Origin of the sequence: Primorskyibacter aestuariivivens (assembly GCF_028023675.1) — a bacterium.
GTDB classification, from domain to species: domain Bacteria; phylum Pseudomonadota; class Alphaproteobacteria; order Rhodobacterales; family Rhodobacteraceae; genus Marinovum; species Marinovum aestuariivivens.
Map to the genome: position 1 here is coordinate 1 of NZ_JAQIOZ010000016.1, position 15329 is coordinate 15329.

General features: G+C 61.5%; 16 protein-coding genes. 9 read left to right on the forward strand and 7 right to left on the reverse strand.

The annotated features are described in order from the left end of the window. Positions 1-115 precede the first annotated feature (115 nt). Positions 116-538, reverse strand: a complete 423-nt coding sequence (locus tag PGB28_RS15530) for a Tom37 metaxin N-terminal-like domain-containing protein (RefSeq protein WP_271422438.1) — start codon at positions 536-538, stop codon at positions 116-118. A 447-nt stretch (positions 539-985) separates the two neighbouring features. Between PGB28_RS15530 and PGB28_RS15535 the strand changes: the two genes are divergently transcribed. The 3 genes from PGB28_RS15535 (at position 986) to PGB28_RS15545 (ending at position 4002) form a co-directional block, all read left to right on the forward strand. Beyond that, on the forward strand, positions 986-2110 hold the full coding sequence (locus PGB28_RS15535) for an NAD(P)/FAD-dependent oxidoreductase (protein ID WP_271422439.1): 1125 nt from the start codon (positions 986-988) through the stop codon (positions 2108-2110). Positions 2111-2387: 277 nt separating this feature from the next. Then, positions 2388-3107, forward strand: coding sequence for a helix-turn-helix transcriptional regulator (locus PGB28_RS15540; protein ID WP_271422440.1), 720 nt, complete (start codon positions 2388-2390; stop codon positions 3105-3107). Positions 3108-3213: 106 nt separating this feature from the next. Further along, positions 3214-4002 (forward strand): class I SAM-dependent methyltransferase, encoded by a 789-nt coding sequence (locus tag PGB28_RS15545; protein WP_271422441.1) that lies wholly within the window; start codon positions 3214-3216, stop codon positions 4000-4002. Positions 4003-4010: 8 nt separating this feature from the next. Here the strand turns inward: PGB28_RS15545 and PGB28_RS15550 are convergent, their stop codons facing one another. Continuing rightward, positions 4011-4613: an alpha-ketoglutarate-dependent dioxygenase AlkB family protein gene (locus PGB28_RS15550; RefSeq protein ID WP_271422442.1), complete on the reverse strand. Its 603-nt coding sequence runs from the start codon at positions 4611-4613 to the stop codon at positions 4011-4013. 206 nt (positions 4614-4819) lie between these two features. Between PGB28_RS15550 and dnaK the strand changes: the two genes are divergently transcribed. From dnaK to PGB28_RS15570, 4 genes are all read left to right on the forward strand, one after another. Further along, a complete protein-coding gene (gene dnaK, locus PGB28_RS15555; protein ID WP_271422443.1) occupies positions 4820-6727 on the forward strand; it encodes a molecular chaperone DnaK in 1908 nt (635 codons plus the stop codon). Between the two features lie 91 nt (positions 6728-6818). Continuing rightward, positions 6819-7976 carry a molecular chaperone DnaJ gene (dnaJ, locus tag PGB28_RS15560; RefSeq protein WP_271422444.1) on the forward strand — a complete coding sequence of 386 codons (1158 nt, stop codon included), beginning with the start codon at positions 6819-6821 and terminating at the stop codon, positions 7974-7976. A gap of 146 nt (positions 7977-8122) precedes the next feature. Next, positions 8123-8890, forward strand: a complete 768-nt coding sequence (gene radC / locus PGB28_RS15565; RefSeq protein WP_271422445.1) for a RadC family protein — start codon at positions 8123-8125, stop codon at positions 8888-8890. A 58-nt stretch (positions 8891-8948) separates the two neighbouring features. Next, positions 8949-9533 carry a TetR/AcrR family transcriptional regulator gene (locus PGB28_RS15570; RefSeq protein ID WP_271422446.1) on the forward strand — a complete coding sequence of 195 codons (585 nt, stop codon included), beginning with the start codon at positions 8949-8951 and terminating at the stop codon, positions 9531-9533. A gap of 4 nt (positions 9534-9537) precedes the next feature. On the opposite strand, the gene PGB28_RS15575 is transcribed toward PGB28_RS15570, so the two are convergent. Then, positions 9538-10296, reverse strand: a complete 759-nt coding sequence (locus tag PGB28_RS15575; protein ID WP_271422447.1) for a HesA/MoeB/ThiF family protein — start codon at positions 10294-10296, stop codon at positions 9538-9540. A gap of 137 nt (positions 10297-10433) precedes the next feature. Between PGB28_RS15575 and mobB the strand changes: the two genes are divergently transcribed. Beyond that, positions 10434-10958, forward strand: a complete 525-nt coding sequence (gene mobB, locus PGB28_RS15580; protein WP_271422448.1) for a molybdopterin-guanine dinucleotide biosynthesis protein B — start codon at positions 10434-10436, stop codon at positions 10956-10958. A 62-nt stretch (positions 10959-11020) separates the two neighbouring features. Further along, positions 11021-11353: a MoaD/ThiS family protein gene (locus PGB28_RS15585; RefSeq protein ID WP_271422449.1), complete on the forward strand. Its 333-nt coding sequence runs from the start codon at positions 11021-11023 to the stop codon at positions 11351-11353. 8 nt (positions 11354-11361) lie between these two features. Here the strand turns inward: PGB28_RS15585 and PGB28_RS15590 are convergent, their stop codons facing one another. From PGB28_RS15590 to PGB28_RS15605, 4 genes are all read right to left on the reverse strand, one after another. Further along, on the reverse strand, positions 11362-11673 hold the full coding sequence (locus PGB28_RS15590; RefSeq protein ID WP_271422450.1) for a hypothetical protein: 312 nt from the start codon (positions 11671-11673) through the stop codon (positions 11362-11364). Between the two features lie 3 nt (positions 11674-11676). Beyond that, positions 11677-11928 carry a MoaD/ThiS family protein gene (locus PGB28_RS15595; protein WP_271422451.1) on the reverse strand — a complete coding sequence of 84 codons (252 nt, stop codon included), beginning with the start codon at positions 11926-11928 and terminating at the stop codon, positions 11677-11679. A gap of 29 nt (positions 11929-11957) precedes the next feature. Next, positions 11958-13367 (reverse strand): NAD(P)/FAD-dependent oxidoreductase, encoded by a 1410-nt coding sequence (locus tag PGB28_RS15600; protein WP_271422452.1) that lies wholly within the window; start codon positions 13365-13367, stop codon positions 11958-11960. A gap of 81 nt (positions 13368-13448) precedes the next feature. Beyond that, positions 13449-15296, reverse strand: coding sequence for an aldehyde ferredoxin oxidoreductase family protein (locus PGB28_RS15605; RefSeq protein WP_271422453.1), 1848 nt, complete (start codon positions 15294-15296; stop codon positions 13449-13451). Positions 15297-15329: the final 33 nt, after the last annotated feature.

The following is a 15329-nucleotide window of genomic DNA, read 5'->3' on the forward strand; positions in this document are numbered from 1 at the left end:
GCCTTGAACTCCGGCGAATGGTTCTTCCGTTTCGACATCTCTAATCTCCTTATCGTCGAAGACCAGCAGACAACAAATCGTAGCTTACGTCAGTGTCCGAATTTCAGGGGGTAGCTCAGTTGCGGATGCGCCCGGTGACAAACACACGGATCGGGCGAGGCATGGCAGCAAAGAACACATCCCGCACCACGGCCCAGTTTTCATCCCGCATCCAGCGCTCATGGATCAGCCCAAAGCTCAGGCTTTCCTCGGCCATGCGCTGCACCGCATGGGCATGGGCCTTTTGCAGCGGCGAAAGACCGGGATAGAACTCCGCGCCTCGTGCCTCCAGCGCGCGCTGGATATTGCCGCTGTCGGGGATCACCCGCCCGTCAATCCGCGCCACCGGCAGCTTGCCATAGGGCATCTTGCGCGGGTCATCGTGGAATTCCGGCTCCCACGCCTCGCCCGCCATCTGCAACAGGCACATCGCCGTGACGCAATAGGGCGAGTGGCTGGGACAGGTGAAGCTGGCGGGAAAGGTCAGAAGGGTAATCATCACGGGCATCCTTTGAGTTAGGGTTGCCCTTGGGTAGCATCCGATGCTGACAGTTTTTGTCGGGAGCGAGGGGTAGCACTCTGCGTCCTAAGTGGAGCGGCAAAAACGGACGTTATTGCCCGTGTCAGAAACGGATGAGTTTTGGCACATCCTGCGCTGCGGTGAACGTCTTGTTGTGGCGCGACGGAACAAAAAAAATTTGGAGCCTTTGCTGAAGGATACTGATGCCGAAAGTAAGTATTGGCGTTCACAGCAGTAGATGACTCCCTTCGCTTCCATATGGGCGCAGCCGGGTACGCTTGATTGACTTGGCGGGATGAACCATGCGTTAACTAGTGCGCGGCTCGACGCGATTAGCGTCACACCGAATATTGAAAAGGCTTTTCCTCAGTTGACCGAGCGGATTTTCGGGTGCCTCGGAGAACGGTCGAACTCGAGGAGAATACCATGAAATCGAAAGTTCTCATTCTGGGCGCTGGATTCGGCGGGTTGGAATTGGCCACCCTTCTGTCGGAGGCGCTGGACAAGGACGCCGACGTCACAATCATCGACAAGAATGACCGCTTCACATTTGGATACAGCCGAATTGACGTGATGTTTGGCAAAACGACGCTCGATACCGTTTGCCTGCCATACGACACCTTCGGCAAGCCCGGCATCCGGCTTGTCCGGGAAACGATTTCCTACATTGACGCCGATGCGCGGCGCGTGACGACGAATGGCGGCGTATACGAAGCGGATTATCTCGTGATCGCTTTGGGGGCCGATTACGACATGGGAGCCACGCCCGGCCTTGCCGAGCACGGCAACGAATTCTACTCAAACGCCGGTGCGGACCGGCTGCGCGGCGTCCTTCCCGATTTTACAGGCGGTTCAGTGATCGTGGGCATCTGCGGATTCCCGTACAAATGTCCGCCCGGACCTAGCGAATGTGCCCTGACGCTGCACCATTACCTCACAGAACAGGGCATCCGCGACAAGTGCGACATCACCTTCGTCTCTCCCTTGTCCACCCCGATGCCCGCCTCGGCAGAGATGGCGCAGGCGTTGATGGACTCGTTCGAAGAATTCAACATCCGGCTACTGCGCCAGCGCACGGTCGTGCGGCTTGACGAAAAACATGCCGTACTGGACGACGGCACCGAATTGCCGTTCGATCTCTTTCTTGGCGTGCCCAAACACACGCCGCCGCAGGTTGTCATTGACAGCGGCCTGACCGAGGACGGATGGGTGCCAATCGATCTGGCGACCTTGGAAACCCGATTTCCAAATGTCTATGCGATCGGCGACATAGCGGCGACGGGACTACCGAAATCCGGGACGTTCGCGGAAAGCGCCGCGCGATGCGTGTCAACGGCCATACTTGCAAAGCTCGAGCGCGGCGACGCGGAACGGAATACAGGGACTGGCACCTGCATTGTCGAGTACGGCGATGGCCGCGTGAGCTATGCCGAACTGGACTTCTTGACAGGTGCTTCACTCAAAGCTGTCTACCACCCTCCCTCGATTGCCGGAAAGACCTTCAAGGATGGCTTCGACGACACACGAAGGGAGCGGTGGTTCAACGGTTAGCGCACCGAAGCTTGGGCAAGACGACCTTCCCGTCTCTGCGCCAGACCAGCCATCGGCAAATCGACTGCAACGTCCGCCCACCTGCTGCGCCGCCGCAAACCGGACATAAACCCCTGACAAAACCTCCCGGTCAAAATCGGTTGTTTTCGCCGCTCGCACATGCCTCAAATGGGTTCAGAACCTTAGCCATGACAATACCCCCCGGCAAAACCCTACCATTTTGTCAGGGTTCTGCCTCGCCTTCCATCTCCCCACTCTTCACCCTACCCTGCGCCCCATGTCCCGCACCCGCCGCCTATTTCAGTTGATGCAGGCCCTGCGAAGCTTGCCCGCGCCGGTGACGGCAGGGGCCCTTGCCCGGGAAACCGGCGTCGATACGCGCACGATCTACCGCGACATCAACTGCTTGCGTGAATTGGGCGCGGTGATCGACGGGGCGGCGGGTTATGGCTACACGATGATCGAAGACCCGGCGATGCCGCCGCTGGGGTTTGAGCCGGACGAATTGGAAGCGCTGGTGCTGGGCCTGCGCGAGGTGCAGGAAATCGGTGATCCGGCGCTCGCGAAAGCAGCAGGCCAAGCCATGACGAAACTACAGGCGCGGCTGCCCGAGGCGCAGGCGCACAGGCTGAAGCACGCGGCGCTGAATGTACGGCATTTCGCGGAAATCCCGGCACCGGGGGTGGATGTGGCCGCGCTGCGCAAAGCGTGTTGGGAGGAACGGCGCGTGCGTTTCGACTATCGCGACAAGGACGGGCAAGAAACCATGCGGGAGGTGGAACCGCTCTCGATTGCCTATTTCGACCGGTCCCATTGCCTTCTTGCGCATTGCCTTCTGCGCGCGGATTTCCGGGCGTTTCGCTTGGATCGGATGGCGGATCTTGAGGTGTTGGAGGCGAGTTTCCGGCCTCGGCGGGTGCCGATGCTGCGGGACTACATGGCACGGTTAAAAGCCGGGGTGGAACGCTGGAAGGCCGGGGAGCGGCCCGGGCAATAACCTCTCTTGCCCGGGCCGCTCCAAGTCCAATTGGGCGCGCTTCGTGCGAGCGAATGATTTTCGTGCTACACTGACCACGCACCATTCACAGGTCAGGGGGCGCATCATGCACAGTTTTGCCGAAAACTATGACGCGGTGCTGGTCCCGGTCATTTTTCAACCTTGGGCGCGGGAATTGATCCGCAAGGCCACGCCCTGGGACGGTGTCCATTTTCTGGATCTCGCCTGTGGCACGGGCGCCGTCACCCGCGAAGTCGCGGCCACCGGGATCAAAGCGACCGCGCTCACCGGCGTGGATATGACCGCAGGCATGCTTGAGGTGGCACGGCAGCGAGCGCGGGAGGCTGGACTGGATGTCGAATTGATCAAGGCAACGGCGGACGACCTACCTTTCGAGGATGATCGCTTCGATCTCGCCTATTGCCAGCAGGCGCTTCAGTTCTTTCCCGATAAGGTGCGGGCGCTGGCCGAATTGCGGCGGGTCATGGCGGGTGGCGCCCCGGTGGCTTTCTGCATGACAACGGAGCTTGAGGAAAATCCATTGCTTCAGGCCCAATCCGCGGCAATGGACCGGCATGTCGGCCAGAAGGCCGGTGACGCGGTGCGCGCGATTTGCAGCCTGTCAGATGGGCAAACCATTCGCGCATTGTTCGAGCAAGCCGGGTTCAACTCCATCGACATCGAAAAGGTCACTCTGACGCTGCATCACCCTGATGCCCGCGCCTATGCCGAGGGCGCGATGGGCGGCATGCATACCGGCGACAAGCTGGCGGGATTGGACCGGGATCAGCGCGAGGCGTGCATGGATGATTTCCTGACGGGACTCGGCGCATGTTTCGACGGTCAGGCCATGACCTTTCCGCATGTGTCGCATGTTGTGACGGCACGGGCGTAGACCCCGTGTCACGTCACCACCCGCAGCGTCAGGTTGATCCGCCCGCCATCCTTCAGCAGCGATGAAGAGCCGAACCGGATGCGGTCCACCCCGTGATGGATCAAGCGCGCCTCCCCGCCCATGACCAGAACATCGCCGGACTCAAGCCAGACAGATTCGCTAGACCCGCCTTTCTCCACATTGCCGATGCGGAACCGTGCGGAATCACCCAGTGAGATCGACACAACCGGTTGCGAAAAATCCGCCTCATCCCGGTCCTGATGCAGCCCCATGCGGGCATTTTCGTCATAATAATTGATCAGGCAGCATTCCGGATCGCGGGCCTTGGGCGCAACCGTGTGCCAAACCTCCATCACCGTCTCCGGGATCGGCGGCCATTTCATGCCATCGGGGTGACGTGGCTCATAGCGATAGCCGCGCCTGTCCGTGACCCAGCCATATTGCCCCGCCGCCGACATTTGCACCGACATCTTGCGCCCTCCCGGCGTGACCGGCTGATAAAACGGCGCAGCGCGGATCACCCCGCGCAGGGCATCAACCATGTCCGACTGGGCCTCCGTGTCCAAAAACCCCTTGAACACCTGAACGCCCCGGATTGTGAGCGGCGTCATACGTGCCCCCTTCAACATTGGGTAAGAATTCGCGTCTAATTCACAATAGCGCGGTCAGGAGCGCTTGCAGCACACAAAGTGCCTCCTTATATACCCGCTGAAGCGCGGAAAGGGCCGGTCTGGCCCGCCGTCATCATTCGGGGTCGGGATGCCGTAACGGGTCTCTGCCTCGTGTCATCGCCTTGAAGAAAAGAGGGATCGAAACAATGGGAAAAGTCATTGGTATTGACCTTGGGACAACCAACAGCTGCATCGCCATCATGGACGGCAGCCAGCCCCGGGTAATCGAAAATTCCGAAGGCGCGCGGACGACTCCGTCCATCGTCGCCTTCACCGAAGACGAGCGTCTTGTCGGTCAGCCCGCCAAGCGTCAGGCCGTCACCAACCCCGACAACACCATCTTTGGCGTCAAGCGTCTCATCGGCCGCCGGTTTGATGACGCGGACCTTGCCAAGGACAAAAAGAACCTGCCGTTCAACGTGATTGACGGCGGTCAGGGCGACGCATGGGTCGAGGCGCGCGGCGAGAAATATTCGCCCAGCCAGATCAGCGCGTTCATCCTCGGGAAAATGAAAGAAACCGCCGAGAGCTATCTTGGCGAAGAGGTCACGCAGGCCGTGATCACCGTTCCGGCCTATTTCAACGACGCCCAGCGTCAGGCCACCAAGGACGCGGGCAAAATCGCTGGTCTCGAAGTGCTGCGGATCATCAACGAGCCGACAGCCGCCGCGCTGGCCTATGGTCTGGACAAGGAAGACACCCACACCATCGCGGTCTATGACCTTGGCGGTGGTACGTTCGACGTGACCATCCTTGAGATCGACGATGGTCTGTTCGAAGTGAAATCCACCAACGGCGACACGTTCCTGGGTGGTGAAGATTTCGACATGCGGATCGTCAACTACCTTGCGGACGAGTTCAAGAAAGAGCACGGCACCGACCTGACCAAGGACAAGATGGCCCTGCAACGGCTCAAGGAAGCCGCTGAAAAGGCCAAGATCGAACTGTCTTCGGCCAGCCAGACCGAAATCAACCAGCCCTTCATCTCGATGGGCAAGGACGGTCAGCCGCTGCACATGGTCATGAAGCTGACCCGCGCCAAGCTGGAAAGCCTTGTCGGTGATCTGATCAAGGCCTCGATCAAACCCTGCCAGGCCGCTCTGAAAGACGCGGGCATGTCCACTTCGGACGTGGACGAGGTGGTGCTGGTCGGTGGTATGACCCGGATGCCGAAGGTTATCGAAGAGGTGACCAAGTTCTTCGGCAAGGAGCCGCACAAGGGTGTGAACCCGGACGAAGTGGTGGCCATGGGCGCCGCCATTCAGGCCGGTGTTCTGCAAGGTGACGTCAAGGACGTGGTTCTGCTCGACGTGACGCCGCTGTCGCTGGGCATCGAGACGCTGGGTGGCGTGTTCACCCGCCTGATCGACCGCAACACGACGATCCCGACCAAGAAGAGCCAGATCTTCTCGACCGCCGAGGACAACCAGAACGCCGTGACGCTCCGCGTGTTCCAGGGCGAACGTGAGATGGCTGCCGACAACAAGATGCTGGGCCAGTTCAACCTCGAAGACATCCCGCCCGCACCGCGCGGCATGCCGCAGATCGAAGTGACCTTTGACATCGACGCCAACGGCATCGTGTCGGTCGGCGCCAAGGACAAGGGCACCGGCAAGGAACAGTCGATCACCATTCAGGCGTCGGGCGGTCTGTCGGACGAGGATATCGAAAAGATGGTCAAAGAGGCCGAAGAGAACGCCGAGGCCGACAAGGCCCGCCGCGAGCTCGTCGATGCCAAGAACCAGGCCGAGAGCCTCATCCATTCGACCGAGAAATCGCTCGAAGAACATGGCGACAAGGTCGACCCGACCACCGTGGAAGCCATCGAACTGGCGGTTGCCGCGCTCAAGGACGAGCTGGAAACCGACAATGCCGACAAGATCAAATCCGGCATCCAGAACGTGATGGAAGCCTCGATGAAGCTGGGTGAAGCGATCTACAAGGCCAGCCAGGAAGAGGCGGGCGAAGAGGCCCCCGAGGCCGACGCCGGCCCGGCGGATGACGACATCGTCGATGCCGATTTCGAGGATCTTGACGACGACAAGCGCGCCTGATCCGACGTGACAGGCACGCCACGGAACCAATGCGGGGGCCGGTCCGGACACCGGGCCGGCCTTCGCACGTTCCATAAAGGAGGGCAGAAACATGTCCAAACGTGATTTCTACGATGTTCTGGGCGTCGCCCGGGGCGCCTCCGCCGACGAGATCAAGAAAGCCTATCGCAAGAAGGCAAAGGAGCTGCACCCGGACCGGAACGCCGACAACCCCGAGGCGGAAGCGCAGTTCAAGGAAGCCAACGAGGCTTACGAAGTTCTCAAGGATGCGGAGAAAAAGGCCGCGTATGACCGGTTCGGTCATGCGGCATTCGAAGGCGGCATGGGCGGCGGTGGCCGTCCCGGTGGCGGCTTTGGCGGCGGCCAGGGTCAGGGCGATTTCGCCAGTGCCTTTTCCGATGTGTTCGACGATCTGTTCGGCGATTTCATGGGCGGGCGTCAGGGCGGCGGACGGCAACGCGCGGCGCGCGGCTCGGACCTGCGCTACAATCTTCGCGTAACGCTGGAAGAGGCCCATCAGGGCCTTCAAAAGACCATCAACGTGCCCACCTCCGTTGCCTGCGACAGCTGCAATGGCTCGGGCGCCGAGGGCGGGGTAGAACCCACCACCTGCCCCACCTGTTCCGGCATGGGCAAGGTGCGCGCGCAACAGGGCTTCTTTACCGTTGAACGCACATGTCCCACCTGTTCGGGTCTGGGCCAGATCATCAAGAACCCCTGCAAATCCTGTCAGGGGGCGGGCCGGGTCGAAAAGGACCGGGCGCTGTCGGTCAACATCCCAAAGGGGGTGGAAACCGGGACGCGCATTCGTCTGGCAGGCGAGGGCGAGGCCGGGATGCGGGGCGGACCGCCGGGCGATCTCTATATCTTCATCGAGGTGGCCAAGCACAAGATTTTCGAGCGTGAAGGCTCGGACCTCTTCTGCCGTGTGCCCGTGTCGATGGCCTCGGCTGCTCTGGGCGGTGATATCGAGGTGCCGACGATTGATGGCGGGCGTTCGCGCGTCAAGATCCCGGCCGGGTCGCAATCGGGCCGCCAGATGCGCCTGCGCGGCAAGGGCATGCCCGCCCTGCGCGGGGCTGGCACCGGTGACATGTTCATCGAACTGGCGGTGGAGACGCCCGTAAACCTGACCTCGAAGCAGAAAGAGCTGCTCAAGGAGTTCGAAGCGCTGAGCGAGGACAACAACCCCGAGAGCAAGAGCTTCTTTTCCTCCGTGAAGGGGTTCTGGGATTCGATGAAGGGGTGATTTTCCGAACCGCGCTTTGCGCGGCAATCGCTCCGGGGGAGCGATTGGGAAAATCACGGGCGGGGCCCCGGGTATCACGGGCGGAGCCCCGGCGTTTGCCCAGACGTGTTAACCAATGATTCACCGAGCGGGACCATGCTTTCCCCATGGCCCGGCTCGATTCCTTTTCAGAAGCACCCCTGCCCCTGTTCAGCGGGGATGAAGCGCTGGATACCGCGCCGGTCCCCACAGCCACCCGTCAGCCCTCCTATATCCGCGACCACCGCAAACGCCTGCGCGACCGGTTCATGCGCGGCGGGGCCGAGGCGCTGCCGGATTACGAAATGCTGGAACTGGTCCTGTTCCGCGCCATCCCGCGCCGCGATGTGAAACCGCTGGCGCGGCTGCTTCTGGAGACATTCGGCGATTTCAACCGGGTCATCTCTGCCCCGCCGCAGCGGCTCGCCGATATCAACGGCGTGGGCGAGGCGGTGATCACCGAGTTGAAGATCGTCGAGGCCGCCGCGCAGCGCCTTGCGCGGTCACGCGTGATGGAACGGCATGTCGTGTCAAGCTGGCAGCAACTGATCGATTATTGCCACACTACGATGGCCCATCGCGAAACCGAACTATTCCGCGTGCTCTATCTTGATCGCAAGAACATCCTGATCGCTGACGAGGCACAGGCCCAGGGCACGGTCGATCACGTGCCGGTCTATCCGCGTGAGGTGGTCAAACGCGCGCTGGAGCTGAACGCATCCGCCCTGATACTGGTGCATAATCACCCATCGGGCGACCCAACCCCAAGCCAGGACGATATCGACATGACCGTCATGATCGAGGCGGCGGCCCGCGCGCTGGGACTGACGCTGCATGACCATATCATCATCGGGAAATCGCGTGAGTTGAGCTTCCGGTCAGAAGGGTTGCTCTGAAGGCACTGGACCGCGCGACCGCATCTGTGATCCTTTTGCATGGACGAAAGGACGCCTGATGAAAGAGAGCCGCCGCGCCGAGCGCCGTGAACAGATTGAAAGCGCCGCCTATGCCTTGCTGATCGAGCGCGGCTATGCGGGAACGTCGATGCTGGAGATCGCCAAACGCGCTAGGGCCTCGAACGAAACGCTCTATCGCTGGTACGGGGACAAGCCCGGGCTGTTTGCCGCGATGATCCGCAGCAATGCCGAAAAGGGGCTGCGCGCCCTGTCCGGCACGCTGGACACGCACGCGGAGCTGGAGCCGCGGCTTCACGCCTTCGGCGCGGCGTTGCTCGGGGGCATTCTGTCGGACCAGGCCATCGCGCTCAACCGGGCTGCCGCCGCCGATTCAAGCGGTGAACTGGGGGCCGCGCTGGCCCGACACGGGCGCGACGCGGTCATGCCGGTGCTCGCGGCAGAGCTGGGCGGGCTTACCGGGTTTGACACAGAAGAGGAGGCGGCAGAAACCTTCGTCGCGCTTCTGATCGGTGACCTGCAGATCCGGCGCGTGATTGGCCAGATGGCCGCACCGGATGCAGCGTTCTGCGCCAGGCGCGCAGGCCAGGCGACACGACACTTCCTGAAACTCGCCTCGGGCTAGGCCGCTACGCGGATGCCCGCCCGGAACAGACCGGACAGGCCGGATTGCGCGGAATATCAATGGATTGCCAGTCCGCCGACATGGCATCATAGAGCAGCACCCGCCCGGTCAACGCGCTCTTGCCCGTGGCCAGAAGGGTCAACACCTCGGTCGCCTGCATCGACCCGATGGTTCCGGTCAGCGGTGCCAATACCCCCATGGACACACAGCGCTCTTCCGCCACCGAGGCGGATTCGGGCAGGAAGCAGGCGTAACAGGGCGAGGTTGCCTCGCGCAGGTCAAAAACCGAGATTTGTCCGACCACGCGGATCGCGCTGCCGCTGACCAGCGGTTTGCCATGCGCCACGCAGGCGCGGTTCACCGCAAAGCGGGTGGCAAAATTGTCGCTGGCTTCCACCACGATATCCGCCGCCGCCACAAGCGGGCCAAGGTCGTCTTCGGTCACGTTCCGCTCGACGATCTCGACCCTGCAACCGGGGTTGATCCCGGCCAGTTCGGCCTGCGCTGATGCCGCCTTGTTCACGCCAATACGGTCTTCGCGATGCAGGATCTGCCGTTGCAGGTTGGTCAGGTCCACCGCGTCCCCGTCACAAATGGTCAGCCGCCCGACGCCCGCGCTGGCCAGATAGATCGCCACCGGACAGCCCAGCCCCCCGGCCCCGATGATCAGCACATGACCCTCCAGGATACGGTCCTGCCCGTCAAACCCGATCTCATCCAGCAGAAGATGCCGCGAGTAGCGCTGTAGGTCCTTGTCATTCATCGCTGGTATCCCCCACCGTAGTCTGCGCTCAGTCTAACGCATCGCGCATGGCACAAAACCCATACTTTCGCCGCCCCTTGTGTCCTTGCGCAGCCCCGCCACCGCGGCTAGTTTTCACGTCGGCAAAGGGGGCAGGTATGGAAATTTTCGGTGTCATCGGGTGGAAAAACTCGGGCAAGACCCACTTGGTTGAGCGTCTGGTGTCCAATATCACCTCGCGCGGTATTTCCGTTTCCACCATCAAACACGCCCACCATTCCTTTGACTTTTCGACCACCGATGAACAAGGGCGCGACCTGCGTTTTGAGGGGGCGCATGAGGTGGTCTTCACCTCTGCGGCCCGCTGGTCGATCGTGCGCGAACGGCCTGATGACGAAGAGGATCTGTTGCAGGACATGGTCGCCCGTCTCGATCCGGTCGATCTGGTCATTGTCGAAGGCTACAAGATGGAGAGCCACCCCAAGATCGAAGCCTTTCGGGGCGAGAACAAAAAAGCGCTGATCGCGGCCACGGACAACCGCGTCGAAGGCGTGGCCAGCGATGCTCCGCTGGAGGGGCTGAGCATTCCGGTCTTTGACCTCAACGATACCGACAATATCGCCGATTTCATCCTCGATTATGTCGGGTTGAACGAAAGGGCCGGGAAAGTATCGCTGGTCTGACCTAGGTCAAAGCCGGGTGCCAGCCGACATGGCAAGATACCTTAGCAAAAGCAGAGGGTATTATGACAAACATTGCGGATGGCAGTGGCCACAACTCAAAAAGCGCAACCGTGACCATCGAGTCGCGCCTGTTCAACAGCCTGACCAAGTATCGCGGTCATCGAACCACGCAGGAGACTTTCACCCTGCCAGCCGGATCGACCGTGCGCGATGTGCTCAAGGCCTGGGGCCTGCCGATAAACGAGGTTTTCCTCTGCCTCTGCAACGGGCGCGATGTGACACCCGGGCTGGTCGGGGCCGGGATCAACGCGGACCGGATGCTGGACGATGGTGATGTCGTCGCCTTTTCCGGGCCGGTGCCCTACAGCTACGGCTACGGCGCGCCTGTCGTCTGATCTCAGCCTCAGCCGCCGCCGCGCTGGAACACCTTTTCAAACCGGTCGAGCACCACTAGCCGCTCTTCGGTATTCAGCCGGGAGAAATCCAGCACCACCTTAACGCGGGGCAACCGCACCCGCCCGCCAAGCACGGCATCGGGCTGCGGATCAAAGCTGCACGTAACCGGGATGTCAAAAGCGGCGGCGCTCAGATCATAACCCTTTTCGCCCAACACGGGCTTTGCGCCAAGCATACGCTCAAGCCCGTGCTCGAACTCGGTCCGGGTAAAGGACATGAGCTTTTCCACGCGGGCACCGGGTGTTTTGGTCGTGTACACGCCTCAGCCGCCCGCCACCGGAGGCCAGACCGCAAGATGATCGCCGTCGCTCACAGGCACGGACCCACGCGCCTCGGGCGCATGATACACACCGTTCAGCATCACCAGATGGCAATGTTCGCGCGGGACATTATACGAGTCCAGAAGACTGAGGATGGTGGTCCCATCCGCGACCTCGATCTGCGCGGCATTGCGTTCGGCCCCCGCAGGCAAAAACGGGGTGAGAGACGCAAAAAGCTTCAGCGTGACCTGCACTTCAATACTCCCTCACTCTGCCGCCTGCATCAGGCGGGAAGCGCCACTTTGGGGCCGGTATAGCCCGTTTTGGGCGGTTGCTGAACAACCCCGACATAGGCTTCTGCGATGCGGCCGGGGCTTTCCATGAGTTTGTCTTTCCATGGGCCAAGATGCAAATGACTTTGTATCAACCCACGCAGCATCCCGACATTTTCGGTCAGCCCCACGCATTGCGCCCCGATCAGCATGTCGCCATCGAATTCCAGCCGGATGTAGCGGTTGGCCTCCTTGTCGACCATGGTGGCGCGGTCTCCGCCTTCGATGCCTTCCCATGTGCCAAAAGAGGACGAGATCAGCCCAAGCGTGTCCAGCACGTTCATGTTCAGCGCACCGCGATGCGCGGTCTCGATCCCGCACATGTTCAGCGCCGCGATATAGCCATGCTCCACAGCAACCGGCTGAATGGCCAGCATGTCATTGTGACCGGTGGACAGGTTGATGCCCTCGGCCACGTCACCGGCGGCGTAGATGCCCTCGGCGCTGGTGGCGTGATAGGGGTCGACCTTGACGCCATGGCCGGTTTCGACGCCGCTGCCTTCAAGAAACTCGATATTGGATTTCACACCGGCGGCAATCACCACCAAAGCGGCAGGCAGCTCCTGCCCATCCTTGAGATGCACGGTCAGCGGGTGATCATGCGACGGCGCCGCAGCGGCAGGTTCCGGGACCTGCTCCGGTGACCCGCCACCGCCAAAGAGCCGCGACAGAAGGCCGGGTTTCTTCGCCGGTTCGACAGCCGCCGGGGCGGGAGCCGCTTCGCCGGAGCTGCGGATCGCATCGACCAGCGCGCCGGTCTCGACCCGCACGCCCTTGTCCTCGCACCAGTGGCGCAGCATGTTGCCGGCGGTCTCATCCAGCATGCGCGGCACCATCCGGTCGCCCATTTCCACAACGGTGAGGTTCACGCCCATCTTGTGCAGCGCTTCAAGGATGATGCAGCCGATAAAGCCCGCACCCACCAGCACAACCGGCACGCCGGGCTTGGCATGTTTGACGATGTGGCGCGCATCCTCCAACGTCCAGCAGGTATGCACGCCGGGATTGTCCAGCCCTTCGATCGGCGGGCGGACCGGGGTGGCCCCCGTGGCAATCAGCATCCGGTCATAGGTGACCGTGCTGCCATCGGCCAGCGTCAGCGACTTGGCGGCGGAATCCACCTTTGTCACCGGGCCCTGTTGATACGTGATGCCCTTGTCGTCGTAATGGCCATCGGTCTGACGCAGGAACGTGCCCTGTTCCTCGATCTTGCCTTCCAGCAGATAGGGAATGGCCATGCGCGAATAGGGTGGCTCCGGCTCGCCGCTGATCAGCGTGATCCTGGCATCGGGTGCGTGTTTGCGGATGGTTTCGGCGGCAGTGACGCCCGCAGGCCCTGCTCCAAGAATGACATGATGCACGAGACGGTCCCCCCGGGGAATTTGAGTCTGAAAAGCCGGGGCAACGCCTGCCGCCCCGGCTTGTGAGATGTGGATACGGGCCTAGACGGCCAGACGCTCCAGCGTTTCGTTGGTCGGCACACCTTCCTGGGTCCAGCCGCGCAGGTCGTAATATTCGGGCAACATCTTGTCGAGGCCCGCCACGAGACCCTTTGCGGGACCGGTCTTGGCTGCATCCTTCAAAAGGCGTTCGGGCAGGTTGTCATCTGCCGCGGTAAAGCCCGCCTTGTTGTTGAAGATACGCTCCATGTTCCAGATGCGCTCGCCCACTTCGAGCATCTTGTCGACGGTCCAGTTGCCTTCGACAGCTGCGTCGACCTGAGGTGCGATGTCCTCAAGCGTCCATGCAAAGGTGGTGAAGACGCACAGGCCCGAGCTGTCGACCGCGGCGGTCGCGTCCTGGAACGCCTTGACCAGACCGGGCTTGCCATCGGTTTCCAGCGGGTCGGTCTTTTCCGGAATACCCAGGATCTCCGACGCCACGGTATAGCCCCGCAGGTGACAGGCACCCCGGTTCGACGTGGCATAGGTCAGGCCCATACCCTGAATGCCGCGCGGGTCATAGGCCGGGAACTCCTGGCCCTTGACCGTCATGGACAGTTCCGGCTTGCCGTATTTCTCGGTCAGACGCTTGGAGCCAAGGCCCAGCTCCTTGCCAAAGCCTTCGGCCTTGCCCGTCAACTCAACACATTTGACCAGCGCCTCGGAGGAACCGAACTTGAGCTCGATCCCGCCGGTGATCTTGTCATCGATCACGCCGGTTTCATACAGCTCCATCGCCGCGCCGACGGTGGCACCAAAGGTGATCGGATCAAGCCCCTGCTCGTTGCAGATGAAGTTGACATATGTCAGCCCCTCGAGATCCTTGATGCCCGTCGCGCTGCCCAGCGCCCAGGCGGCCTCGTATTCCAGACCACCCGAGGCGTGCCAATATTCCGGCTTGTTCTGCACGGTGTAATGCGTCTCGTCGATCTTGGAGATCCGGCCACAGGCAATGGTACAGCCAAAACAGGCCTGGTTGGTCAAGAGGTTCGGCTTGCCATCCGAGCGGCGTGGCTCTGCCATCGCTTCGGCCGAGATGTCATTGGCGCTTTCAAACTGAACGTCCTTGCCGTTCCGGGTCGGCATCGCGCCCGCTTCGTTGATGACGTTCATCAGAACCTGTGTGCCAAAGGCCGGCAGGCCCTGACCGGTCACGGCGTTATCTTTCAGAACCTTTTTGCCCGCATTGGTGGCATCCATGAAGGTTTTGAAATCCTTCACTTTCACGCCACCGGTGCCGCGCACGGCCACGGCCTTGAGGTTCTTGTTGCCCATCACGGCCCCCACGCCCGAGCGGCCCGCCGCGCGGTGCAGGTCGTTCACGATACAGGAATAAAGCACCTCGTTCTCACCGGCGACGCCAATCGCGGCGACGTGGATCATCTGGTCCTGGTGGTCTGACTTGATCTTCTTGTCAGCCTCCCAGACCGATTTGCCCCACAGTCCGCCCGCATCGCGGATCTGCACGTCATCGTCAAAGATGGTCACGTAAACCGGCTTGGGCGACTGGCCTTCAAAGATCACCATGTCCCAACCGGCAAACTTCAGCTCCGCGCCGAAATAACCGCCCGAGTTCGAGCAGGCAATCGCGCCGGTCAGCGGACCCTTGGTGATGACCGAATAGCGGCCCCCGGTCGACGCGCAGGTGCCGGTCAGCGGACCGGTCGCCATGATCAGCTTGTTCTCCGGGCCAAGCGGGTCGGCCTTGGGGTCAACCTCTTCCACCAGGTACTTGGAGGCAAGCCCCCGCTGACCAAGGTATTTGTCGGCCCATTCCATGTTCAGGGCTTCCGTGTTCACGGTGCCGTTTGTCAGGTCAATCCTGAGTATTTTTCCTGTCCATCCCATCTGGGAATCTCCTAAACGTATCTGTTCCATGCG

Excerpts from the sequence above, each read along its gene's own strand:
- PGB28_RS15535 (WP_271422439.1), top strand. The coding sequence starts at position 986 with ATGAAATCGAAAGTTCTCATTCTGGGCGCTGGATTCGGCGGGTTGGAA.
- mobB (WP_271422448.1), top strand. The coding sequence starts at position 10,434 with ATGGAAATTTTCGGTGTCATCGGGTGGAAAAACTCGGGCAAGACCCAC.
- PGB28_RS15570 (WP_271422446.1), top strand. The coding sequence starts at position 8,949 with ATGAAAGAGAGCCGCCGCGCCGAGCGCCGTGAACAGATTGAAAGCGCC.
- dnaK (WP_271422443.1), top strand. The coding sequence starts at position 4,820 with ATGGGAAAAGTCATTGGTATTGACCTTGGGACAACCAACAGCTGCATC.
- PGB28_RS15545 (WP_271422441.1), top strand. The coding sequence starts at position 3,214 with ATGCACAGTTTTGCCGAAAACTATGACGCGGTGCTGGTCCCGGTCATT.
- PGB28_RS15605 (WP_271422453.1), bottom strand. The coding sequence starts at position 15,296 with ATGGGATGGACAGGAAAAATACTCAGGATTGACCTGACAAACGGCACC.
- radC (WP_271422445.1), top strand. The coding sequence starts at position 8,123 with ATGGCCCGGCTCGATTCCTTTTCAGAAGCACCCCTGCCCCTGTTCAGC.
- PGB28_RS15575 (WP_271422447.1), bottom strand. The coding sequence starts at position 10,296 with ATGAATGACAAGGACCTACAGCGCTACTCGCGGCATCTTCTGCTGGAT.
- PGB28_RS15540 (WP_271422440.1), top strand. The coding sequence starts at position 2,388 with ATGTCCCGCACCCGCCGCCTATTTCAGTTGATGCAGGCCCTGCGAAGC.
- PGB28_RS15550 (WP_271422442.1), bottom strand. The coding sequence starts at position 4,613 with ATGACGCCGCTCACAATCCGGGGCGTTCAGGTGTTCAAGGGGTTTTTG.
- PGB28_RS15585 (WP_271422449.1), top strand. The coding sequence starts at position 11,021 with ATGACAAACATTGCGGATGGCAGTGGCCACAACTCAAAAAGCGCAACC.
- dnaJ (WP_271422444.1), top strand. The coding sequence starts at position 6,819 with ATGTCCAAACGTGATTTCTACGATGTTCTGGGCGTCGCCCGGGGCGCC.
- PGB28_RS15530 (WP_271422438.1), bottom strand. The coding sequence starts at position 538 with ATGATTACCCTTCTGACCTTTCCCGCCAGCTTCACCTGTCCCAGCCAC.